24 protein-coding genes, 1 tRNA gene and 2 pseudogenes are annotated in these 21,967 nt (G+C 38.9%); 8 read left to right on the top strand and 19 right to left on the bottom strand.

The window, feature by feature from the left end:
• Positions 1 to 34: 34 nt before the first annotated feature.
• Positions 35 to 454 carry a GerW family sporulation protein gene (ytfJ, locus tag MUG87_RS03845; RefSeq protein ID WP_247085689.1) on the bottom strand — a complete coding sequence of 140 codons (420 nt, stop codon included), beginning with the start codon at positions 452 to 454 and terminating at the stop codon, positions 35 to 37.
• Positions 455 to 617: 163 nt separating this feature from the next.
• Here ytfJ and MUG87_RS03850 point away from each other — a divergent pair, with 163 nt between their 5' ends.
• Positions 618 to 944 (top strand): imidazole glycerol phosphate synthase, encoded by a 327-nt coding sequence (locus MUG87_RS03850; RefSeq protein WP_247085691.1) that lies wholly within the window; start codon positions 618 to 620, stop codon positions 942 to 944.
• Positions 945 to 1,005: 61 nt separating this feature from the next.
• Here MUG87_RS03850 and MUG87_RS03855 read toward each other — a convergent pair whose 3' ends face one another.
• The 5 genes from MUG87_RS03855 to MUG87_RS03875 all read right to left on the bottom strand — a co-directional run bounded on the left by MUG87_RS03855 (position 1,006) and on the right by MUG87_RS03875 (position 5,646).
• Positions 1,006 to 2,349, bottom strand: a complete 1,344-nt coding sequence (locus tag MUG87_RS03855) for a TrkH family potassium uptake protein (protein ID WP_247085693.1) — start codon at positions 2,347 to 2,349, stop codon at positions 1,006 to 1,008.
• A 77-nt stretch (positions 2,350 to 2,426) separates the two neighbouring features.
• On the bottom strand, positions 2,427 to 3,167 hold the full coding sequence (fabL, locus tag MUG87_RS03860; protein WP_247085695.1) for an enoyl-[acyl-carrier-protein] reductase FabL: 741 nt from the start codon (positions 3,165 to 3,167) through the stop codon (positions 2,427 to 2,429).
• A gap of 279 nt (positions 3,168 to 3,446) precedes the next feature.
• Positions 3,447 to 3,608 (bottom strand): imidazoleglycerol-phosphate dehydratase, encoded by a 162-nt coding sequence (locus tag MUG87_RS03865; protein WP_247085697.1) that lies wholly within the window; start codon positions 3,606 to 3,608, stop codon positions 3,447 to 3,449.
• Between the two features lie 72 nt (positions 3,609 to 3,680).
• Positions 3,681 to 5,264 (bottom strand): MDR family MFS transporter, encoded by a 1,584-nt coding sequence (locus MUG87_RS03870; RefSeq protein ID WP_247085699.1) that lies wholly within the window; start codon positions 5,262 to 5,264, stop codon positions 3,681 to 3,683.
• 4 nt (positions 5,265 to 5,268) lie between these two features.
• On the bottom strand, positions 5,269 to 5,646 hold the full coding sequence (locus MUG87_RS03875; protein WP_247087488.1) for a MarR family winged helix-turn-helix transcriptional regulator: 378 nt from the start codon (positions 5,644 to 5,646) through the stop codon (positions 5,269 to 5,271).
• Positions 5,647 to 6,090: 444 nt separating this feature from the next.
• Between MUG87_RS03875 and MUG87_RS03880 the strand changes: the two genes are divergently transcribed.
• Together MUG87_RS03880 and MUG87_RS03885 are read left to right on the top strand one after the other, a co-directional pair.
• Positions 6,091 to 6,621, top strand: a complete 531-nt coding sequence (locus MUG87_RS03880) for a thioredoxin family protein (RefSeq protein ID WP_247085701.1) — start codon at positions 6,091 to 6,093, stop codon at positions 6,619 to 6,621.
• A gap of 81 nt (positions 6,622 to 6,702) precedes the next feature.
• A complete protein-coding gene (locus MUG87_RS03885) occupies positions 6,703 to 7,152 on the top strand; it encodes a PCYCGC domain-containing protein (RefSeq protein WP_247085703.1) in 450 nt (149 codons plus the stop codon).
• 134 nt (positions 7,153 to 7,286) lie between these two features.
• On the opposite strand, the gene bacA is transcribed toward MUG87_RS03885, so the two are convergent.
• Positions 7,287 to 8,081, bottom strand: coding sequence for an undecaprenyl-diphosphate phosphatase (gene bacA / locus MUG87_RS03890; RefSeq protein ID WP_247085705.1), 795 nt, complete (start codon positions 8,079 to 8,081; stop codon positions 7,287 to 7,289).
• 229 nt (positions 8,082 to 8,310) lie between these two features.
• Here bacA and MUG87_RS03895 point away from each other — a divergent pair, with 229 nt between their 5' ends.
• Positions 8,311 to 8,700, top strand: coding sequence for a sporulation protein (locus MUG87_RS03895; RefSeq protein ID WP_247085707.1), 390 nt, complete (start codon positions 8,311 to 8,313; stop codon positions 8,698 to 8,700).
• 145 nt (positions 8,701 to 8,845) lie between these two features.
• Complete coding sequence (locus MUG87_RS03900; protein ID WP_247085709.1) at positions 8,846 to 10,204, top strand: MATE family efflux transporter; 1,359 nt, start codon at positions 8,846 to 8,848, stop codon at positions 10,202 to 10,204.
• A 13-nt stretch (positions 10,205 to 10,217) separates the two neighbouring features.
• Here MUG87_RS03900 and MUG87_RS03905 read toward each other — a convergent pair whose 3' ends face one another.
• The 5 genes from MUG87_RS03905 to MUG87_RS03925 all read right to left on the bottom strand — a co-directional run bounded on the left by MUG87_RS03905 (position 10,218) and on the right by MUG87_RS03925 (position 12,825).
• Positions 10,218 to 10,715, bottom strand: coding sequence for a DUF1648 domain-containing protein (locus MUG87_RS03905; RefSeq protein WP_247085711.1), 498 nt, complete (start codon positions 10,713 to 10,715; stop codon positions 10,218 to 10,220).
• Positions 10,716 to 10,792: 77 nt separating this feature from the next.
• Positions 10,793 to 11,092, bottom strand: coding sequence for a hypothetical protein (locus tag MUG87_RS03910; protein WP_247085713.1), 300 nt, complete (start codon positions 11,090 to 11,092; stop codon positions 10,793 to 10,795).
• A 357-nt stretch (positions 11,093 to 11,449) separates the two neighbouring features.
• On the bottom strand, positions 11,450 to 11,629 hold the full coding sequence (locus MUG87_RS03915; protein WP_247085715.1) for a hypothetical protein: 180 nt from the start codon (positions 11,627 to 11,629) through the stop codon (positions 11,450 to 11,452).
• Between the two features lie 45 nt (positions 11,630 to 11,674).
• Positions 11,675 to 12,229 (bottom strand): GNAT family N-acetyltransferase, encoded by a 555-nt coding sequence (locus tag MUG87_RS03920; RefSeq protein WP_124562978.1) that lies wholly within the window; start codon positions 12,227 to 12,229, stop codon positions 11,675 to 11,677.
• 98 nt (positions 12,230 to 12,327) lie between these two features.
• Positions 12,328 to 12,825, bottom strand: coding sequence for a hypothetical protein (locus tag MUG87_RS03925; RefSeq protein WP_247085717.1), 498 nt, complete (start codon positions 12,823 to 12,825; stop codon positions 12,328 to 12,330).
• 234 nt (positions 12,826 to 13,059) lie between these two features.
• Between MUG87_RS03925 and MUG87_RS03930 the strand changes: the two genes are divergently transcribed.
• A tRNA-Ala gene (locus MUG87_RS03930) sits at positions 13,060 to 13,132 on the top strand.
• Positions 13,133 to 13,258: 126 nt separating this feature from the next.
• On the opposite strand, the gene MUG87_RS03935 is transcribed toward MUG87_RS03930, so the two are convergent.
• Positions 13,259 to 14,395, bottom strand: coding sequence for a tyrosine-type recombinase/integrase (locus tag MUG87_RS03935; RefSeq protein WP_247085719.1), 1,137 nt, complete (start codon positions 14,393 to 14,395; stop codon positions 13,259 to 13,261).
• Positions 14,396 to 14,777: 382 nt separating this feature from the next.
• Here MUG87_RS03935 and MUG87_RS03940 point away from each other — a divergent pair, with 382 nt between their 5' ends.
• Positions 14,778 to 16,142, top strand: a complete 1,365-nt coding sequence (locus MUG87_RS03940; protein WP_247085721.1) for a hypothetical protein — start codon at positions 14,778 to 14,780, stop codon at positions 16,140 to 16,142.
• Between the two features lie 35 nt (positions 16,143 to 16,177).
• Here the strand turns inward: MUG87_RS03940 and MUG87_RS03945 are convergent.
• A pseudogene (locus MUG87_RS03945) lies at positions 16,178 to 17,299 on the bottom strand (IS3 family transposase).
• 82 nt (positions 17,300 to 17,381) lie between these two features.
• Here MUG87_RS03945 and MUG87_RS03950 point away from each other — a divergent pair.
• Positions 17,382 to 18,526, top strand: a protein-coding gene (locus MUG87_RS03950) for an IS3 family transposase (protein ID WP_247085723.1) whose coding sequence is annotated in 2 segments (ribosomal slippage) — positions 17,382 to 17,628 and positions 17,628 to 18,526 — 1,146 coding nt in all. Because the reading frame shifts where the segments join, the coding sequence is not laid out codon by codon here.
• A 520-nt stretch (positions 18,527 to 19,046) separates the two neighbouring features.
• Here MUG87_RS03950 and MUG87_RS03955 read toward each other — a convergent pair.
• The 5 genes and pseudogenes from MUG87_RS03955 to MUG87_RS03975 all read right to left on the bottom strand — a co-directional run bounded on the left by MUG87_RS03955 (position 19,047) and on the right by MUG87_RS03975 (position 21,961).
• Positions 19,047 to 19,721 carry a hypothetical protein gene (locus tag MUG87_RS03955; RefSeq protein ID WP_247085725.1) on the bottom strand — a complete coding sequence of 225 codons (675 nt, stop codon included), beginning with the start codon at positions 19,719 to 19,721 and terminating at the stop codon, positions 19,047 to 19,049.
• Between the two features lie 484 nt (positions 19,722 to 20,205).
• Positions 20,206 to 20,763: pseudogene (locus tag MUG87_RS03960) on the bottom strand (RHS repeat-associated core domain-containing protein); the annotation flags it as partial.
• 149 nt (positions 20,764 to 20,912) lie between these two features.
• Positions 20,913 to 21,146, bottom strand: a complete 234-nt coding sequence (locus MUG87_RS03965; RefSeq protein ID WP_247085727.1) for a hypothetical protein — start codon at positions 21,144 to 21,146, stop codon at positions 20,913 to 20,915.
• Positions 21,146 to 21,442, bottom strand: a complete 297-nt coding sequence (locus MUG87_RS03970; protein WP_247085729.1) for a hypothetical protein — start codon at positions 21,440 to 21,442, stop codon at positions 21,146 to 21,148. The genes MUG87_RS03965 and MUG87_RS03970 overlap by 1 nt, the downstream gene beginning before the upstream one ends.
• A gap of 93 nt (positions 21,443 to 21,535) precedes the next feature.
• Complete coding sequence (locus MUG87_RS03975; protein WP_247085731.1) at positions 21,536 to 21,961, bottom strand: Imm44 family immunity protein; 426 nt, start codon at positions 21,959 to 21,961, stop codon at positions 21,536 to 21,538.
• Positions 21,962 to 21,967 lie beyond the last annotated feature (6 nt).

Here is a 21,967-nt window from a genome sequence, read left to right on the forward strand (position 1 = left end):
GATATAAAAAAGCGACGTGCCTTGACGTCGCTTTTTATTGTTTATTTATCATACTTTGTACGGATTGCAGAGCTTGCGGTGCTGCATCCATCGCTTTTTCAATCAAGTGGGTGTTGCTGTGCAAGTGCATCACTTGTACACCCTTTGCGCCTACTACTAAAAACGCAACAGGGTCAATGGAAACACCAGCACCGCTTCCCCCACCAAACGGATAAGCATCTTCATGTTCTGGCTTTTCAGGTGCGCGATGACCGTTATGTGGGCGACTTACCTTCCTAGACGTGGAGCCGAAGTCACTGCCACCCGCACCAAAACCGAATGCAACTTTAGATACCGTTAAGATCACACTACCGTCCTTTGTAGAAACAGGCTTACCAAGTATGGTATTCACATCAACCATTTCTTTTAAGTTATGCATAGCCGTTTTCATTAAATCCTCAATAGGATGTTGCATACTGCCAATCACTCACTTTCACTTTTTATCTCTCCTATGTTTTCCAAAAATAACATAAGCATACCAACTTTTTTCACCATGTTGTTCAAATGAAAGACATATATAACAGACATACTAAAAGTAGTCTCATGGAGAGACAAAATCTTGTAAGGAGGAATGTACAATGGCAGACAGAGATTATGAACGCTTGCGCGATCACACAGATGAAGAGTATGCTGCTGAAGTTGCTCCTGCTCGCATCAAACATACCGCTGCTGAACCAACATCCGGAGGCGCCATTTTTGGCTTTATCGCTTTAGCCCTTGGGATTTTATCCTTCTTCACATTTCCGGTTTTCTTCGGAATTGCCGCTGTATTAATCGGTTTATACGCTGCAAGTAAAGGCGCACGCACAACAGGGCGCATCGCTATTATTTTAGGTGCTGTAGCAGCCGTAATGGCGCTTGTTTTCCGCGTAGCTGTGCTAAGCTTCTTGCTCTCACTATTTTAAGCAAGAGCAGCTCATTCTCCATGTTATACCAAAAAGCCGGGATACCTTATCCCGGCTTCTGTTATCCTGTAAATACATCCTCGCTTGGATAACGAATTCGTTCTTTATCAGGACGTGCTAATGAAAAGACCAATGTTAAAGGCCCGATAAGACCGCAAAACATAACGAACATAATGATACATTTCCCGATTGCTGATAGTCCCGCTGTAATTCCCATTGATAACCCTACTGTTCCAAATGCAGAAATGGTTTCAAACAATAGCTGCATAAACGTAAAGTTTTCAGTAATCATCAGTAAAAATACAACAATGAAAATTAAAAGTTGACTCGCAACTGCAATCGCCAACGCACGCGTTACTGTTGCTATTTTAATTGTACGCTTAAATAAAACAAGCTCTTCTTTCCTCTTAAAAAAAGCAAACACAGAAAACAATAAAATCACAAATGTCGTTAGCTTAATTCCACCACCTGTTGAGACACTTCCGGCACCAATAAACATTAGTACCATTGTAACAAGTAAGGTGGGTTCTCTCATACTGCCGTAATCGATTGTATTAAATCCTGCCGTACGCGGTGTAATACCTTGAAAGAATGATGCCCAAAACTTTTCAATACTATTTAAAGCTCCAAGTGTTTTTGGGTTTGTATACTCCAACACAAAAATTGTTACAATTGACAATATCGTAAGTATAATTGTACCAACAATCATAATTTTAGAATGCAAAGAAAGTTTACTGAACGTACGGCTGTACCATATATCAATCAGAACGGTAAAACCAATTCCTCCGGTAATGATTAAAGAACAAATACCAAGGTTAACAATAGGATCACCAACATATCTCGTTAAATTGTCGGGCCAAAGCGCAAACCCTGCATTATTATATGCTGCCACTACATGAAAAACGCTGTAATGTAATCCCTTGACGAATCCAAACTCCGGAATCCAACGTATCGATAAAAAAGCTACACCGATTGCTTCAATACAAAGTGAAAAGTACAGCACTCGTTTTACTAAAACCAATAGACCTCCAATATTTGTTTGGTTCAACGCTTCCCCAATTAACAACCGTTGCCGAAGGCCGATTCGTTTTCCTAACACCATAACAATTAAAATAGCCAACGTCATAAATCCAAGCCCACCGGCTTGAATTAACAGCATAATGATAACTTGGCCAAAGGCAGTAAATGTTGTTCCTGTATCTACTACACCAAGACCCGTTACAGTTGCAGCTGATGTTGCAGTGAAAAACGCGTCTACCCAGCTAATGGATTGATTGGTCGCCATCGGTAGTTTAAGTAGTATTCCGCCAATTACAATTAAACAGAAAAAACCAACTGCTAAAATTTGCGGTGGACTTAAATGGATAAATTTATTTTTCCATTTTGCTTTGTTTCGCTTTACCATATAACTGCTCCTTATTGTGTGCTACTTCCACATCTGAGCATAATTCTATTTCCCTATCTTTGCAACATAAATTTTTCTTAGCAAAGCAATGATAGACCTCCATCCACAATAATGGTTTGACCACGAATCATACTCGCAGCAGGCGTGCATAAAAAGTATACCGCTTCCGCCAAATCTTCTGGCTCAACAAGACGTCCAGCTGGATTACGTGCCGCAGCTGCTTCTAGTAGTTCTTCACGGTTTGGAAAGTGCTTAAGTGCCTCTGTATCAACTGCACCACCTGACACTGCATTAACAACAATTCCTTTTGCCGCAAATTCTGCAGCCAAATAACGTGTAATGGCCTCCACACTTGCTTTTGATACCCCTACTGTGACGTAGTTCGGCAAAGCTCGAATAGAACCAAGACTCGATAATGCAACAATTGCACCACCTTTTTGCATGAGCTTGGCTGCTTCTTGCGACGCAAATAAGTACGCTTTCGCATTAATATCCATAGTCCATTGCCAATGACTTTCTTCAATTTCCATGACAGGACGCAAAACTCCTGATGCCGCATTGCTTACAAACACATCTAAATGACCAAATTGCTCCCGCACCTCTGCAAATAAATGTTGAATTTGTTCCATTTCTTTCACATTTGCTTTCACAAGCAATACCTTTACCCCAAACTCTTCTTCAATTTCAGCTTTGGTTTGTTCTGCATCGCTCTTTTTACGCATGTAATTTAAAATAAGATGATAACCTTCCTTTGCAAATCGACGCGCAATCGCCTTTCCAATTCCCCTTGTTCCACCTGTAATTAGTGCTGTTTTCACGCTATTTCCTCCTGTATGCTTTTGTCCAAAATTTTACCTACATTTCATCCTTACGTCAAACTACAAAGTTCTTGTTTTTGTCACATGAAATTCACACGGATTTCACAGCATGCCTCTATAGTATAAGTACGGTAGTTCACGATCCCTACACGTGAACCGTGCCTTTTTCATATAAACTGGCCCCCCTTCCCTTGCTCCTTGCCAATTGGCAAGGAGTTTTTTTACATCTGTGCAGTTCCTTTTATATTTGAACGCAAATAAAAAAGAGCGGTTGCCCGCTCAATCTTCGTGCTTTTGTTTAGATTTGCTTCCTTTATGAGAACGATACTCCTTGCCTTTATTATCGTTTCCACTTAGCTCGGAGCCGAATTCCATTTGATACGCCCCGTTTTTCGGCGCACCTTGATTGCCGCTTCCTTTGCTACCGTTTTTGCTTGTCATACGATCCCTCCTTATCGAAAAACTACCAATAGTTTTTCCACTTTTCGTATGAGCATGCATGACATCTTCCGTTTAATCTGCTTTTCGTAGTTGTTCTGTACCCTGTGCTGCACTGCGCAAAGGTACTTCTTTTAAAAATATATTAATAGCTATTGCTAACACCATAATCACCATACCTGTTAAGAACACACCAGATAAAGCATAGCTCATGGCATCTCGCAAATGCGCAACAATTTCAGTGAACATGGGTTGCATTTGCTCTGGTAAAGAACGACCAATCTGTGAAAGTTTTTCTGGGTCCAGCAAGATTTGCGGGTTTTTCAGCGCTTCTAATTTACTAGCAAGGTCCTGCGGTATTTGAGCCGCAGTCCCACTGAAAGTGCTAAGTCTATCTTGCATACGTGTACTTAACACCGTTCCCATAATTGCAACACCAACCGTACCTCCAAGTGAGCGAAACAATTGGACAGAAGCAGTAGCTACACCCAGTGAGCCATATTCCACCGCGTTTTGTACAGTTAAGGTAAACACTGGCATCGCGATACCAAGTCCAAAACCAACCGCAATCAAATATACAATAATAGTCCATTGGCTCGTGTGAATATTCATCGTACTCATTCCGAATAGCCCTGCAACTGTAATGAACAATCCGATAAATGATAACGTTTTATACTTTCCCGTTTTAGAAATCATTTGTCCACTCACAGCACTTGCAGCCACCAGACTTAACGTTAGCGTCATTGTAATATAGCTGGAATGTGTGGCACTAAAACCTAGAACACCTTGAATAAAAAATGGAATGTACATGGCAGCACCAAACATCCCTACCCCAAGTGTAAATCCGACCAAATTTGAAATCGTGAACACCGAGTTACGGAATAAATATAATGGCAAAATCGGATTTTCTGCTTTCTTCTCAACTATAATAAACAGTACAAGTGCTACAGCAGCACCAATAAACAAACCAACAATGGGCATAGACGACCAGTGATATTTGGTACCTGCCCATGAAAAAGCCAATAGCATAGGTACGATTGTAGCTGTTAATAACAAAGCACCAACATAATCGATTCGTTGTCCTTTTGCTCGTTCCACTTGTGGAAAAAACACCCAAATCAATACAAATGCAACAATACCAAGCGGCAAGAACACCCAGAATACCCAATGCCAGTCGAAGTGATCTACAATATAGCCACCCATAGTTGGACCGAACACACTTGATAATCCAAAAACGGAACTCATGAGTCCATTCCACTTCCCTCGTTCACGAGGAGAAAATAAATCGCCAACAGCAGTAAACGCAGAAGACATAATAAGACCAGCTCCTAGGCCTTGAAAGCCTCGAAACGCGATCAGTTGATAAATATCTTTTGATAGTCCAGCCAAAAACGCTCCAACTGTAAACACAAATATACCAATCAACAAAAATGGTTTACGTCCATACATATCAGATAAACGTCCCACTAAAATTGTGGTGACAGCGGATGTTAGCATGTAAATCGTAAATACCCAGCTATAATAATCCATTCCGCCGAGTACCGCAATAATGCGTGGTAAAGCATTTCCTACAATTGTTTGATTGACGGAAGCAAAAAACATAGCGGCCATAATAGACCCCATAATAATCATTTTCCGTCTCATATCAAGATGTTCCATCTTCTCATCCTTTCAGCTTGCGATACACAAGTAGCATCATGTTTAACTCTTCATCCGTAAGTACGGAAAATTTCTCTTTTACATAATCTCTCTTTAAAGCCTCCATTGTTTCTACAAGCAATACACCTGCTTCGGTTACTTCTAAGAATACAACACGTCTATCAGTATCACATCGACTTCGTGTTGCCAGTCCTTTATCAATAAGCTTCTCAGAAACCGCAGTAATATAACTGCTTGAAACCTGTAATTCTGTTGCAACACGAGATACTTTCTTCTTCCCCTGTTCCTTTAATACACGAAGTACAGTGAATTCATTGATGGGTAAGTAATCTTCAAATCGCTTTCGGATATCAGTCCGAAAACTTCGAAACACATCAAACATTAACAGCGATAGCTCCTCTTTTACATCGTTCAAATTGTCACCTCTTCAAATACTTAACTTAATTAAATAAAAATATAATTAAATATACACCTAAATTACAAATCTGTCACTATTTTTGTAAAAAAACAAATGTAGCCAGCATGAATTGCAAAAAAATTGTCAATACCTATAACAGTTGCTTTCATTGGCGTTCTGCCAATAGAGGGGTGCAGTGCACCCTTCTTTTTTTGTTTAACCTCCATTAATGTTTCTGGCTGATTTTACCCGCAGGAGTCTCGCACCTTCCGCTCCAACCAACCTGAAACAAAGAAACCTATTTAAAAACAACAAGCTTTTAGAAAAGAGCCATTAAAAAATACCCATTCATATTAATCTGTAACATCGCCTTTGTTTATAACCACTTCATGATATAATATAGATACTTTTAACATAGGGGGTATTGAAGTGCAGTTACAAGATTGGTTTGAAAAGGGCATGACATTTGCTGCATATGTAGATAGTATGAGTGTACATCGCGAGGAATTATTACACATTTATAACACAGTTGAATTACCTAAGCTAGAGCTTAATATAGGAACCCGTGCTGTTGTACTAACTGCGGATTGGTGCGGCGATGCCATGCTGTGTGTACCAATTATTCAGCGTATGTGCGAGCAACACGGCGTAGAATCTCGCTTTTTAATCCGAGATGAAAACTTAGAACTCATGGATCAATATTTAACAAATGGCACATCTAGAGCCATCCCAATTTTTATCTTTCTAAACGAAAGCGGGGAAGAACATGCGGTGTGGGGACCACGTTCACAGCTGGTACAAGATTTCATTACAACCGAGCGTGCTCAGTTGCCTCCAAAGGAAGATCCGTCATTTGAAGACAAGCAAAAAGCAATGTATGCAGCGTTTCGCCATAAACTTGCAACAGACACAACGATTTGGAACAGTGTTATAGAAAGTGTAACAGAACGTTTGTCCTAAAATAAGCCAGGTATAAAAGAAAGCCCCTTCATACGTATGAAGGGGCTTTCTTTTGGGCATCTCAAAAGAGAAAGGAGTTGCATGATGCTTACCTATCTTATCGCAGCAATGCTCACGTTCAGTACACCCGCTTCACAAGATTATTACTGCTTTCCCGGCAATTATACGGAAACAACGACAAGCTTAAACGTTTTGCCTTCTTTTCTAGACGCCTATGAACCAGAGGTAAAAGCTGTGTATAAACTTGCAAGTGCACATACAGACGTACTTCAGTGGATTCCTTGCTACTGCGGATGCGGACAACGCGCCAAACATGAAAACAATAAAGATTGCTTTATACGCGAGATACGGGCAAACGGAGAGATTGTGTGGGATACGCATGCGGCACACTGCATCAATTGCCTAGAAATTGCCCGTGAAGCTTCCATACTTGCCGAACAAGGAAAAAGCACGCTGTTTATTCGTCGCCATATTGATGGAAAATACACAAATGCTTATGCAAAACCAACACCAACACCGATGCCAGAATAGTTCATAAATACCAAAAAGCCAACTTGCTGCATCACAATGAGTTGGCTTTTGTTATGTTCATGCACATATGGATTATTTCTTTAACATCTTTTTATACTTCTGTTGACTTATATGAAAAGGAGCCATTGGGCTCCTTACATCATAACGAAAATATAAAACAGTGCTGCCAATGCAAAGCGATAGTATGCAAATGGCGTAAGTTTTACGCGTGCTAACAACTTCAAGAACGATACAATTGCAAGCATCGCTACAACAAAGGCCGTGACAAATCCCGTTACAAACAACGGTAAATCCGCAGCTGATAGTATGTCCCAGTTTTTAATTAAATCTAAACCAGAAGCGCCAAGCATCATCGGTACTGCTAAAATAAATGTGAATTCCGCTGCCGTCGTGTGAGATACACGGCATAAAAGGCCCCCGGCAATTGTGGAACCGGATCGTGAAAAGCCCGGCCACAGCGCTAAACATTGAAATAAACCAATATACAAGGCCTGTTTATACGTAATTTCATCCAGTGTTTGTGCCGTGCTGGTTTTTGAAAACTTTTCCGCTACAATCATTAAAATACCACCAGCAATTAAGCTGATAACGACCGGACCTGGTCCAAACAATACTTCTTTAATTGCGTCGTGAAACAAAAAGCCTAGTACTGCCGCAGGGAGCATACCAAGTAAAATATGAATTAAATTCAAAGATGCACCGCTCTTTTTGCGACCGACACCAACCAGTGTCCAAAGACGCTTCCAAAACACAACAACGACTGCCATAATAGAGCCGAGTTGTACGACAACCTCAAATGTTTTTGCTCTTTCGCCTTCAAATCCAATTAAATGTCCTACTAAAATCATATGGCCCGTCGAAGATACCGGTAAAAACTCGGTAAGCCCCTCCACGATTCCCATTATCAATCCAATTAACCAATCCGCCAAACCAGAAACCTCCCTTACAAAGCATACTTATCCATCATACCTCATTTTGACAAAAACCGCATTGTTTTTTCTAACATTAGAAAAGCAAATCTTATTGCAAATGTCATAAAGGTATTACAAAATTATCACAGTTAGGTAACACCCGCATGGTCTCTTTCTTTTTTTGGTATACTAGCCACAGTCTTATGACAGAACTTTATCTATTTTATGCAACCAGGAGCGTGACAGCATGCTAAAACGTTTTATGGCCAAGCTTGGAAAAGGCGCGGCTGAAGTACATTTACATATACCAAAAGACACATACAAGCCAAGTGAACAAATTCATGGTGAAGTTATTGTTAAGGGAGGGAAAACAAAACAACATATCAACGCAGTGAATTTAGAGTTGTACCGTGGCTTTGCTGACCTACCCATGAGTGAAAAAGAGTTGCTCTCTGCTACTGCCGTAACAAGAGATGAGTTTATAATTGCCCCCGATGAAACAAGAAGCTTTCCATTCACACATACCTTGTATCCAGCAAGCGAACACGATTCAGAAAAAGATGTGTATTTTTTAATTAAAGTTGATATTGACGCTGGAATTGACACCCGTAAAAAAGTACCGATTCATGTACAATAGAAAAAGAGGACTTAGCAAACTAAGTCCTTTCACTGTTAATGCGAGAAGTTTCTATTCATTTAGAAGCTTCTTTTTATTTTTCTTTCACTCAAACACAGGTCCGTGTGTTATAATGAACGTATTTTGCTACAAGAAAGGAGCTGCCATGGTACAAACTACTACCTTTACTCAAAAATTAAAGCAATTTTTCATTTTGTTTTTCCCAGTTTTTATTACGCAAATTGCCTTATTTTCCATGAGCTTTTTTGACACAATGATGTCGGGTCATGCCAGCTCAGCAGATCTGGCGGGCGTGGCAATCGGAACAAGTATTTGGATTCCAGCCAGCACTGGTTTAACAGGCATTTTACTGTCAGTCACGCCAACTGTGGCACAGCTAAAAGGAGCAAAAAGAGAACACGAAGTGGCTCCGGTTATTATGCAAGCAATCTACCTTGCCATCACTGCCGCATTGGCTGTTATTTTGATTGGTACGTTTGCGGTTTCTCCCATTCTTAGTCATATGAATTTAGAATCCAACGTTCGGACCATCGCTGCAAACTTTTTGCTCGCTCTTTCATTCGGGATTGTACCATTATTTGTATATACTGTTTTGCGCTGCTTTATTGATGCTCTTGGCAAAACAAGGGTAACGATGTTTATTACACTATTATCGTTACCCATTAATATTTTATTAAACTATGTACTCATTTTTGGAAAGTTCGGCTTTCCACGTCTTGGCGGTGTTGGTGCCGGTATTGCTTCCGCTGTTACGTATTGGTGCATTTTATTAATTGCCATTTACATGATTCATACAAAATACCCCTTCGCACCGTTTGGTATTTTTAAACGTTTATATCGCGTTTCGTTTGCCAAGTGGAAGGAACTGTTGAAGCTGGGCGTGCCGATTGGTTTTGCTATTTTCTTTGAAACTAGCATTTTCGCCGCAGTCACGCTGCTGATGAGTAGCTTTGATACCAATACAATCGCAGCGCATCAAGCTGCGTTGAATTTTGCTTCTATGCTCTATATGACACCGCTTAGCTTAGCCATGGCAATGACAATTGCTGTTGGGTTTGAAGTAGGTGCAAATCGCCTTCATGATGCAAAAGTGTATAGTTGGCTTGGGATTGGGATCGCACTTGTGTTTGCACTGCTCTACTCTGTTGTTATTTTTGTTTTTGACGAACAAGTCGCAGCCATTTACACAACTGACCCCGTCGTTCGTGAATTGGCACAGCAATTTTTATTGTATGCCATTTTGTTTCAAATCTCAGACGCAATTGCAACACCTGTACAAGGGGCATTGCGTGGCTATAAAGATGTAAATGCGGCGCTGATTATGACGCTCATCGCCTATTGGATTATTGGCTTACCACTCGGTCATATCCTTGCAATACAAACGGATTTAGCTGCAAAAGGCTACTGGGTCGGCCTCATTTCCGGACTCGCATTTGGCGCCCTTTTTCTCTCCATGCGCCTACTTTATGTACAGAAAAAAACACCAAAAGAAGCTGCAGCATAAAACTGCAGCTTCTTCATTTTAAACGTATGCTTCGAAAGATAAAAATAGCAATGGTACCAAATAATAAACCTATAAATACAACTGCACTATATGTTCCTAAACCATTTGCACGGCCAAGTGAAATGTCTACTGTACGCCATGTATCATACGCAAAGGTTGCTATTAAAATTATTTTTAGCCAACTTAGCATCAAACGTGAATTCTTATATTGACGCTGTGCATTCTCCTCGGTAATTTCCACCAAATAATTATGTGTATGCGGACGATTCCCAAGAAACGTTAAGAACATATATAAAGCAACAGGTACAATCAAAATACCAGTGATAGAAAATTTCCCGCTCCATGCGTCAGGTTTACCAACTGCGTTAAAGTGAATAGGAACTCGATTACCAATACTTCCCCACATCGCAGCAACATAACCAATCATTCCAACTAATAGAATGATAGAAATGATATTGAGAACTCTTTCTATCACTGTCTTTTGGACGGGCAGTGTCGGTCTATTGCGCACATGCTTCCCTCCTCTCCCTCTATTATATCTTAAACAAAAGTAAACCTTTACTTCCATTTTAACAATTTCATAACATGTTACTTAAGGTTTTTCATATATAAATGAAGTGCCGACAATACAATAATAACGCCATTAATCATATAAAGCCCACTGAAAATGACCGTCAATATACCTGCACCCCAGCCGCTTTCATCGTAAATTAGTACAAAGAAAAAGGTAATGACGTACACAATGGGTGTACATAGTAGAAATAGAACGCCAGCTATGATTCTTCTTTTTATATCATCAGCAGAATATTTAAACGCAGCAAAGTTGGCAAAACCAAAGATAACAATTTCCAATATGATAGTGAAAAACAATCCTACCGCATCAGACACAACACTCACCTCCTTTTGTATGACTATATGAATACATTCTCAGCATTAGTCCGCTTCCCTGCTTTACGTGCTATACACGCTGAAATGTGTTGAAAACTCCCAGAATAGTACCATACAAAAATTAGATTCAAGAACGGTCATTTGTCCAACATGCATCAAACGCAACACACGCAAAAAGTATAAAGATCTTTGTAGCCGTCGCTACCACATGTTTTGAAGAGAGGTTATATGAAAATATATGTTGCTGAGGTGCAACTACGCTATCACCTCAAAGTAATCTTTTTGTCTTATCAGCATCAACCATAACAAATATATTGTATCGAAAAAAAATAAAAGCTGATGCCACCGCATCAGCTTTTATACATCTGAGGAATCGTCATAATCATAGCGAAAGCCATCTGTTTGCGCTTTTGACTTCTTTCCCATCTTTTCTAGTACGCTTTCATATTGATAAATTTCCTGATAATCTGTTGTATTCGCAGCGGCTGCTTTTAGCGCCTGTTCAATAATCGCTTTATCGTTATCATTGATGTTCATTATAAGTCACCTACCTCACCTTTTGTCATTAGTGTGTGGCGGAGCTTATATTTTATGCATAGTATTCGTTAGCTTTGCTTCCCATTCAGATTTTAATATACCCATAATAATTCGATCGTACCGTTTACCATCTCGATATACAGCTGATCTCATCGCCCCCTCAACGATAAAACCTACTTTTTCATATGTACGAATTGCGCGCTGGTTATATGAAATAACGTCTAAACCCACACGATCAAGATTTAATTCGTAAAATGCATAACGCAAGATCAATTGTAAGGCATCTGTACCGTACCCTTTATTTCTTAAATGCTCTTCACCAATTCCAATCGCCAATAAACCTGTTCGATTGTTCCATTCAATACCGTGAAGAGCAACAAATCCAACTAACATATCAGTTTCTTTGCTGCGTAAACGAAATGAAACACTGTTTGACTTTAATCCCCCCGTAAATTCTCTACCACCCGGGAAAGCAATATCTGTATCAACATGGCGCAAATACACTGAAGATTCACCCCACTTTGCCATCACTTCCACATCTTCCGATCTTGCCATCCCAAGTCTTACATATGTTCCTTCAAATATATTGTCTGTTATCATGTTTTCTCCTTTACCTCTATTAGATACTAACAAACCTAAATGAAGTTCTCCCTAGCATATGTATCGTTTTAAAAATTAAAAGAACGTATAACATCTTCCTATTTATGCGCATTCCCCCACTTTGATACTTTATAGTAATTCCCGTCTCCATTCGCCCGATTCATTACCACATCCAAATCATGAAAGTAACGATGTAATTTTGTTAAATCACGCTTACTTTTACTTCGCTGTAAATCTGCTGCAAGCTGACGGATTGCTTTTAAATCTTGTTCTAAGTTTGCATCCCCCGCATATTGCATCTCATCAACTTTTTTTACAATTTCTCCCGCATACGTATGTACAGTAGTCCATTCCGGAGAATTAATTTGCCCCCAACCTGTTAGATCATTTAACGTCTTATGATATGTACTTACAAATGCATATACACTGTCACTAATACCCGCGGGTGTTGCTTCCTCGATTGGTGCCGATGCTGTTTCTTTCTTGATACCGATTTGTTTCTTATCCATAATATACGGCGCACCAAAATAACCGATGGCACCAGCACCGCATATAATGACAAACCAGATGATTCCCCAAAGAAGCTTTCCCTTCATGTTAAAACCTCTCCCTTATGTAACATGGATCAGATAGCGAATCTATTCGCCTCACACCCTATTTTTATTCTTATATTCTATCATAACGTTGCAGAGAAAAAACTTTATTTTTTAAATTTTGGAAAAGTTAATACCCATACCATACATTCGCAAACATACTTATATATTTAAAATTATGAAAATTTTTATTGTATTTCTTCATGAAACCGTGTACAATAATATCATGACACAAACGGGGCATTAGCTCAGCTGGGAGAGCGCTACGCTGGCAGCGTAGAGGTCAGGGGTTCGAGCCCCCTATGCTCCATACTTTCAAAGAGGTCAAAATCCTTGATATATAAGGGTTTTGGCTTTTTTTATTTCTTTACACGCCGCGCTGATCTGTCTGCATTTTAAAAATCTGCACAAAATCTGCACGTCTCTATTTCATTTTTTATTCATTGTGTAGAAAGCCTGCTAATATCTCTGATGTTTGCTTCTGCACTTCTTCATCCGTGTGTGTATAATAATCTAGCGTAATCTGTACGCGGGAATGCCCCAAACGATCAGCTACTACCTTAGCATTTACCCCTGCCTTCATTAAGATTGTCGCATGTGTATGACGCAATCCATGGAGGGATATTTTCTTAACCTGTAATTTTTCAACTATCTTTCTAAATTGCCTGCTAAAATTATCAGGATCCATAATATTTCCATTCTCCGAAGGGAACACAAGGTCTAATGGATTGAAGCCTTCCCCATAATAATCCTTTATACTCTCTTGTACAGCTTTATGTTGGCGCAACACATTGATTACATAATCAGCAAGAGGTATTGTCCTATTAGAGTTTTCCGTTTTGGTTGGTCCTATTTTTAGCCCTTCTCCTTTTACTCGATAAACACTCTTGTCAATTCTTATCGTTCCATTTTCCCAATCTAAATCTTTCCATATAAGAGCCAATAACTCTCCGCGCCGAAGGCCTGTATTGATGCTTAAGATATACGGAACAGTAACACCTCTCTCTGAAGCCATAAGAAGAAAAGCATTAATCTCTTCTTTTCCCCAAGTTTTATCAGTCTTATTTCCACTCTTCACAGACGGTTTTTTTATACCTTTAATAGGGTTTTCTTTTATTAATTTCCAATCAACAGCGGTATCAAATGCTTGGTTAAGCAGGGAATATAAATTTTTAATGTAAGCGGCGCTACAACCATCATTTGCTTGATCAGCAATAAACTTTGCCATCAATTGTTTCGTCATGCCTTTTAGGGGTCGTTTTTTAAAGTATGGGATTACCCTCTTCTCAATCATATACTTACGACTTTCTGCTGTACTTACATGAACTTGTGTTTTATAGATTGTCTCAAACCATTCTGTAATAAATCCTTCAAAAAGCTGATCTGAAGGCTCAAAGTAACTGCCCTCATTGACATGATTTTTTATCTCAATGAACGCCTTTTTTGCTTCTGCTTTGTTTTTATACGGTCCAAAACTTTTTTGTGTTCGTTTACCTGTAACAGGATCTTTTCCTACATCTGTCCGAAAATAAAACCCTTTCTTCCCATGTTTCAGTATCTTATCAAAGTCCATACTTACACCTGCACTTTCTATAATTAGATTGTGTAAGCTGTGGTCCTTATAAGTTTACCATATAGTGATTTGGCACAGAAGTAACCTATACTAACGTATTCGTAAAAAATGCTTATTAAACACCTTTCAAAATGATCTCTCACACCGAAAAAATTTCATTTTTCTTATATTAAATAGTAGATAATTTTCAAGCGCTATATTGCAAAGATAACTATTTGTAGTTATACCCGCATGTCCCTCTATGCGATGTCACTATTTCCTCTCTTTTAAAAAACCCCTTCCACCAAATTTCATAGTTATTTTTAGATTATTAGTTATTGCTTTCTATGTTTCTTAATGGTTATGTTGATGACCACTTAATACAGCAAGGAGCATAGTTAGTATGAGAATTAAAGCATTCGCCACAGGTATAGACAAAGTTATATACACAGGCGCTTTAAAAGACGTATCAAAGCAACGCAGTGATGATAGACGAGTAGTAGGCATAAAGCGTCTAAATATTAATGGTGGAGATACTAAAACATTAAGCAAAGCTGCTACGGTGCAATACGGAGAGTTTGAAGAAAATGTTCAAGTGCGCACTTTGCCGTTCTTTAATAAGTTAATAAAGTATAAGCGTAACAATCAAATTAAGAGTACATTTAAATATAATAACAAAAGAAAAAAAGGATTTCGGTTCGGCAAATTAAGTTATGAACAAAAGTATGTTCTAACGAGATCTTTTGGAGAGTTCTACACTCCATATACTAAGGATATATTCGCGCATCTTCCTGTCAGATATGAGTTTAATCCTAATAAAGCCATGCGTAACATTGATGCATTCCTTCCATTTTTTAATGAATTTGTTGCTACCATGCAAGATCTTATAATCTCTGAAATGCACATCAATTTTGATTTTGATCAAGATCTGTCAAAGTATCATACAATTTGTATTAATACGAACAGACAGTACAATAATCAATATGAGAATACAACTTATTACGGATTCCAACAAAATTCCCCTATACGTCATGCAATTTACGATAAAGTTAAAGAAATGTGTAATAAGGGAAAGAACATAGAATCTTTATTTCAGAACTACTATCGCTATGAATTAAGACTCCGTTCAAAATCTAGCGTTAAAAGATTTCTAGAAGATGAGAAGTTTAGAAGAAAAACCCTTTCTGAAATTGTCTTTATTAAGAATATCCCTTCTTTAGACGATATTCAAACGCGCGGTAAATGTACAAAGTATCGGGCCCAACAAGTATTGAATATAATAAACGGGAACTTAACTCTTTCAGAACTTGATAAACGAGCCAAAAAAATAGTTGCTGAAATTCTTCAGCAACTTAACGAAATAGAACTATCAATCAACATAAATAATCTAACCCCTTACTTTGATGTATGCAAGGGAGAAACATTAAAAAAAGAATTGCTGCCTAACTCGTTATTAGGGGAAACCATGGTACAAACAACACATCAACCATCTGGATCAGAATTGGTTGAAACTCCACGTGCTCAAATCAATAGCACAAATACCTTTCTACTTAACACCTCAACAAATAAGGACTGTATACATTTAATAACGCCTTATTCCTTAGAGACGTTGCAAATTATTAATTCAAGTAGATATCTTTTGTCCTTAGGTGGAGAAAAAAAGGTACATTTTTTAATTTATAGATATTGTAATAGTTGCATTACCTTTACAGTTAGTTATGTAGCTACTTACCACAAAAAATTGCTTATTAGTTATGATGATCCTTGATCATATGTTATGCAGTTTGGATTGTCAACACTAAACTAGACAGTTTTGTTAAGGTGTGTCCTCTTATATCCCATCGGGCTCATGTAATCTAATGTCTCATGAATTCTAATATGATTAAACCAATGGACATAATCTCGTAACTCTCTCTCCAAGTCTGCTAAGCTCTTAAAACGCTGCCCTTTGACAAACTCCGTTTTGATGATTTTGAAAGTAGCCTCAGCTACGGCATTGTCATATGGGCAACCCTTCATGTGCAGAGAACGCCGAATTTGAAACGTTTCTAGCACTTCATCAATGAGTTTATTTTTAAACTCGCTGCCACGATCTGTATGAAACATTTGAATGTGGCGCAAGTCCTTTTGAATCGATGCAAACGCCTTATAAACCAAGGGTGCGTCCTTTTGTGCACCAGCACTGTAACCGATGATTTCTCGGTTAAAGAGGTCGACAAATACACATACGTAATGCCATTTTTGATTGACTCTTACATATGTTAAATCGCTTACGACAGTTGTTAGCTCCTCTTCTTGTTGAAATTCTCGGTTAAGTTCATTCACCTGTTCTGACTCGTTACACGGCTTGGGTTGCGGTTTAAATTGTGCAACCGTGTAACTGGAGACAAGGCCTTGTTCCTTCATAATTCGACCAATTCTCCGCCAGGAAACAGAGTGTCCTTGTTTTTTCAGCTCTACCTTCATTTTTCGTGTGCCATAGTTTTCTCGGCTTTGACGAAAGATCTCAATGATGGCCGATGTTACATCGTCTTCTGACTTGCGCTCTTTTGCCTCATAATAATAGGTACTTCTTTGTATTTGTAGGACTTTGCACATTGCTGATACCCTCGTATTTGTGTTGATTATTCTTGATAAAAATTACTTTCGTCCTCGTATCAGCGCTGCTTGCTTTAAAATGTCATTTTCCATTTCAAGCTGTTTCACTTGTTTACGTAATTTGATGAGCTCTGCTTGTTCCTCTGTCAGGTTATCTTTTTTCTTGAAAGATCTGACCACTTGACTACGATAGATTCATTTATCTAAAGAAGATGGTGTCAAATTATACTCACGAATGATATCTTTTCTAGGCTTTCCACTTAGATACAGTTGAACGATTTGGTGCTTAAACTCGTCTGTAAACGTTCGTCTTTCTCGTTTGGTCACTGTAGATTCTCCTCAATTTGATGTTAGACTAGAGTGTAGACACAGATTATAATAAGAGAGAAATTGAGGATGAGGTGTCTACATGAAACGATATGATGAAGACTTTAAGAAACAAACGGTGCAGTACCTGGTTTCGGAGGGGAAGAGTGTAGCCCAAGTGGCCCGGGAACTGAAGATCAGCGTGGATACCCTGCATGGCTGGAAAAAGAAATATACCAAGGAACCAGAGATTCAGAGCCTTCAGGTGTTTTCCTCCGAAGAACATGAACTGCGGGAGATGAGAAAGCGCATCAAGGATTTGGAGGAGGAGAACGCCATCCTAAAAAAGGCGATGCACTTCTTCGCGAGAGACCATCGGTAAGGTACCAGTTCATTCATGAACACCGCTTCGAGTACCGATTGGAGAAGATGTGCAAGGTATTACATGTATCTCGAAGTGGATACTACAAGTGGCGCGACAGAGACGAAAGCCAGCGTGACAAGCAACGCAAAGAATGGACCGTGCAGGTGAAGGAAGTGTTCCTTCGTTCACACCAGCTCTACGGCAGCCCAAAAGTGGCCAAGAAGCTGAACCAAGAGGGCGTCAGCATTTCGCAACGCACGGTGGCGCGCATCATGAAAGCAGAAGGGCTGAAGTCTCGCACTGTAAAAAAGTACAAAGCGACGACGAACAGTAAGCATAACCACCCTGTGCAGGAAAATGTGCTGGATCAGTCGTTCGTCGCGACTAAGCCCAATGAGAAGTGGGTAGCGGACATCACCTACATCCCGACAGATGAGGGATGGCTCTACCTCGCGACGCTCATGGACTTATACTCGCGCAAAATCGTTGGCTGGCATATGAGTGACCGCATGACAAAAGAGCTCGTCCTGAAGGCGCTGGAACAACCCCACATGCGACAAAAACCGAAGGGTTCGGTGCTCCATCACAGCGACAGAGGAAGCCAATATGCCTCGCTGGAATATCAAAAGCGCCTGGCTCAATACGGGATGCAAGGCAGTATGAGCCGCAAGGACAACTGTTACGACAATGCCTGCATCGAGTCCTTTCACGGGATTCTCAAGCGAGAGCTCGTCTACCAGACGAAGTTTGCGACACGTGAGGAAGCGAAACAACAGCTCTTTGAGTATATAGAAATATTTTACAATAACCAACGTATTCACTCGACCTTGGGGTATCGTTCTCCATCTGAATACGAACGTATGTACTCTAAAAATGCTGCATAATTGTAAAATATCTGTGTCTACTCTCTTTACTTAATATCAAGATATCCATCGTAACCCAGCAGTATTAAATCAATACATGCCTTGGTCCAAACACATCCAAACAGCATGTGGAAAATAAAATAGCCGTATATCTCATGAAAAAGTGAATGATATACGGCTATTTGCGATGCGTACCGTAAAGGTGCGCTTATTTTTATAATTCGGGCTTACTATTCTCTTTACTTAATATCAGATGGAGCAAAGTAGAAATAGTGTACCATGATTTGCTACTTTGCCCCTGGTTACAGCAACGTTGGTACTGGGTCTAGTACTGTAATGCAAAATGCCCACGTCTCTTAGACGTGGGCTAATAATTATTAAAATTTCTCTATATACTAGTAATGTCACTACTCTCTTCATTAATGTGAATTGAATTCAGAATATTTTGTAAGAGTTTTTTTAATTAAAGTCTGAGATTGCATTAGTCCCAAATAAATTTATACAAAGGATGTAGATTAGCATATTTTCCATCCTAACGGTATCATAAAGTTAGTTTAATTCCAATTTCAGAGAAAGAAGTTCTACTTTCCTCAAGTCCTTCTAAGTCTTTTGTTCCAATCATCTCTATTTCTGCTTGAGACAATATAATATCCTGGTTAGGGTTAGTAACTTTTCTTTGATATATAGACTCTAACAATAAGACTTGATTGTTATCCATTTCATGATATTCTATCCATGCTTCCTTTGCCAGTTTTATATTTATGAATTGATTTTCTAATATAAATCCACTATGCTCTTGCATATCATTAAAGGAGTCTAATGAATAGATTGTGGATGAATCTCCCCAAAAAGACGTTGTAATAACAGGAACTACCTTTCCATCTTCTTCTTCCAATAGATACTGTAGTGTTTCAGTTTTTGCAATTTTTTTAACGGATTGTGATGCTCCTTCAAAATATTCTAGAGCTGGCTTTAAATGATTATTTCTAGTACTAGCAGCATCATACAATGCTGCTACACAATAACTAGAGTGAAATGTTACAGTTCCACGGGCTCCTTGACTATCTTGTATATTATAATTATTACCGTCCCATGAATGTTCATGGGCAAACATTGGGGAGTGAGCTACCATAATCGCATGTGCAATTGATGCTAACATGCATCCTTTCCATAGCTCATTACTCGTAAGATTGAACTCATGTACATTTACATTCATTTAAATTCCTCCTTCTTCATCTATTCCATTTTTTTCTGTTTTCTGCACGAGACAATACTTGAGCATTTTTAAAGCTATTAGGTCCCCTCTTACTTCTCGCTATCATATGGTCTATTGCCCATTCATTAGGGCATGGTTTCACTCCCCTTTTATTCCTCTTAGGCCTACAGAGTACTTTACCAGATAAATCTGATCTGACTACACCTTTGTTTCTTCTCATATTTTCTGCAATTATTTTTTCTTTTTGCTTTTTTGTAAAATTTTTACCGCGCCCTACACTTCTTGAATCCTTTAAATGACTATAGTGAGAAGTTACTTTCTTATATTTTACCCCTCTAATAAGTCCTTTGGCTAGCTTTATTCTTCCGCCACCTATTGCTCCAAGTGCTGCTTTTTGAATAATCTTTCTAGGTGACGCTCCAGCTTTATAAGCTGAATATCCATCATATACAGCAAATCCACCATTCACTACAAGCCAAAATGCGTTTCCATCTGGATCTACACCCATCACCGGGTTATTATCAGCATACGTATACCCATTCTGCGTAATTGGGTCATCCGCATCACCCGGATCTGGGTCTACCGAAATAAACACACCATGCACCGGATGGTAATACCGCGCCATGAGGTAATACATGCCGATTTCTTTATCATACATGTATCCCGCATATCCAAACGGATTATCTACTGCTAAGCCTTCTGCACTGCTTGTCAGCACATTGCCCCACGCATCGTACGTATATTGCGCCATGACTTTGCCTGTGCTGTCTGTCATCGCAATGACATCACCATGTGGGTTGTAGTGATAGTAGAACGTTTGGCCTTGCGTTTTCATCGCGAGACGTACGCCGTTCGCATTGTACACGTACTGCCGCAGTACCGCACCGCTTGTATTTGTTTCATACAATACATTGATGCTGTCGCCGTCATAATGATAACGGGTTGTGATGCCATTTACTGTTTTTTCAATGCGGCGACCGTCGTCGTCATACTTGTAGGTCGCAAATGGTGTTGTTTTGCCTGTTTCTGCGATACTGATGAGAGGATACAACAAGCATCAATAACCTGCGCTATTAGTGTTTAATTGTTCCGATACACCTCCTGTTTTTATTTTCTTTATCTAATATCAGTTAAGAACCAGGCTGTTTTATGTACATTTTTTGTATAAAGATGAGTGTTGCGCGACACGCTCTATCCCATTAAATTGAATTCTCTTCCTTCTGGATATAACAAAACGTAGTTTCCTTCGGCATTTTCACAAGCTATCTTTACACCTTCAAGTAAATTATTTTGGGAAAATTCATTAAGCGTAGAACGTAAAGCTTTTTTTACATCAATTACAAAATTAAAAATATTGATAGTTCCACTTCCAATATCCTCACCATCACAATGACCATTTCCAGTCCACCCTAGGCACTCGTTCATTATATCTTCCACAAGATATCTTTTTTAAGTGCTTCTTCTATTCCCTCCTCCTCATAGGGATACTGCACAATAAATGCTATTAAATTATCTTCTTCTAACTCTTCGCATCCATTGAAAACTAGCTCTACAGCTAACTTTTTCATTTCCTTCTCAGCTCTTTGAAACGGCAATAACTGTATTTCTTTCTTCCATCCAATATCACCAACCACTCCATAATGAACTAGTAACATCCTACCCTTTGCACAAACTTCCCAATACAAACATTCGTTATGATGGTTTTTAACGAGTTTAATCAATCCATTTCCCCCTACAGATCATTTATTATATTTGATATTCTCTACGTAACAAATACCCATGCTTACAGCGTGGGTATTTGTAATAAAAGCTATCTACATATTAATTTTATTGATTGTATTTTCATCGATATGAAACATGTCCAAAATATCATCTTCTAGTTTTTTAGCATTGAAATCTGTTTTTGCTTTGGTTCCTAATATTCTAATACACTGAATAATGTTTTTTATAATTAATAGCTTTCTCATTTCATCATTTGCATTTAAAAAAGCTTCATGACTGATTCGTAACCTTAAATCTGAACTTTTATCTTTTTTAAAAAACAATGTTCTTTCCGCAAAGAAATCAGATTCTTCATATCCTGGGACTTTTTTAACAACAATAGGGATTATAGCAATTTCTTCTACCTCATTACCGTAATTGCCTTCAAGTTTTTTTAGTTTCTTTTTAATTTTAGCAAGTTGCTTCATGAATTCTCTGCTAATATCGCTCTCTAATTCACCACTGAAAAAAAACTCCATACTGTC

This window comes from Ectobacillus sp. JY-23, assembly GCF_023022965.1.
Lineage (GTDB): Bacteria > Bacillota > Bacilli > Bacillales > Bacillaceae_G > Ectobacillus.

Coding starts and splice junctions, on each gene's coding strand:
- ytfJ (WP_247085689.1), bottom strand. CDS start 454: ATGCAACATCCTATTGAGGATTTAATGAAAACGGCTATGCATAACTTA.
- MUG87_RS03850 (WP_247085691.1), top strand. CDS start 618: ATGGCAGACAGAGATTATGAACGCTTGCGCGATCACACAGATGAAGAG.
- MUG87_RS03855 (WP_247085693.1), bottom strand. CDS start 2,349: ATGGTAAAGCGAAACAAAGCAAAATGGAAAAATAAATTTATCCATTTA.
- MUG87_RS03865 (WP_247085697.1), bottom strand. CDS start 3,608: ATGACAAGCAAAAACGGTAGCAAAGGAAGCGGCAATCAAGGTGCGCCG.
- MUG87_RS03870 (WP_247085699.1), bottom strand. CDS start 5,264: ATGGAACATCTTGATATGAGACGGAAAATGATTATTATGGGGTCTATT.
- MUG87_RS03875 (WP_247087488.1), bottom strand. CDS start 5,646: ATGTTTGATGTGTTTCGAAGTTTTCGGACTGATATCCGAAAGCGATTT.
- MUG87_RS03885 (WP_247085703.1), top strand. CDS start 6,703: ATGATGCTTACCTATCTTATCGCAGCAATGCTCACGTTCAGTACACCC.
- MUG87_RS03895 (WP_247085707.1), top strand. CDS start 8,311: ATGCTAAAACGTTTTATGGCCAAGCTTGGAAAAGGCGCGGCTGAAGTA.
- MUG87_RS03900 (WP_247085709.1), top strand. CDS start 8,846: ATGGTACAAACTACTACCTTTACTCAAAAATTAAAGCAATTTTTCATT.
- MUG87_RS03915 (WP_247085715.1), bottom strand. CDS start 11,629: ATGAACATCAATGATAACGATAAAGCGATTATTGAACAGGCGCTAAAA.
- MUG87_RS03920 (WP_124562978.1), bottom strand. CDS start 12,229: ATGATAACAGACAATATATTTGAAGGAACATATGTAAGACTTGGGATG.
- MUG87_RS03925 (WP_247085717.1), bottom strand. CDS start 12,825: ATGAAGGGAAAGCTTCTTTGGGGAATCATCTGGTTTGTCATTATATGC.
- MUG87_RS03935 (WP_247085719.1), bottom strand. CDS start 14,395: ATGGACTTTGATAAGATACTGAAACATGGGAAGAAAGGGTTTTATTTT.
- MUG87_RS03940 (WP_247085721.1), top strand. CDS start 14,778: ATGAGAATTAAAGCATTCGCCACAGGTATAGACAAAGTTATATACACA.
- MUG87_RS03955 (WP_247085725.1), bottom strand. CDS start 19,721: ATGAATGTAAATGTACATGAGTTCAATCTTACGAGTAATGAGCTATGG.
- MUG87_RS03965 (WP_247085727.1), bottom strand. CDS start 21,146: ATGAACGAGTGCCTAGGGTGGACTGGAAATGGTCATTGTGATGGTGAG.
- MUG87_RS03975 (WP_247085731.1), bottom strand. CDS start 21,961: ATGGAGTTTTTTTTCAGTGGTGAATTAGAGAGCGATATTAGCAGAGAA.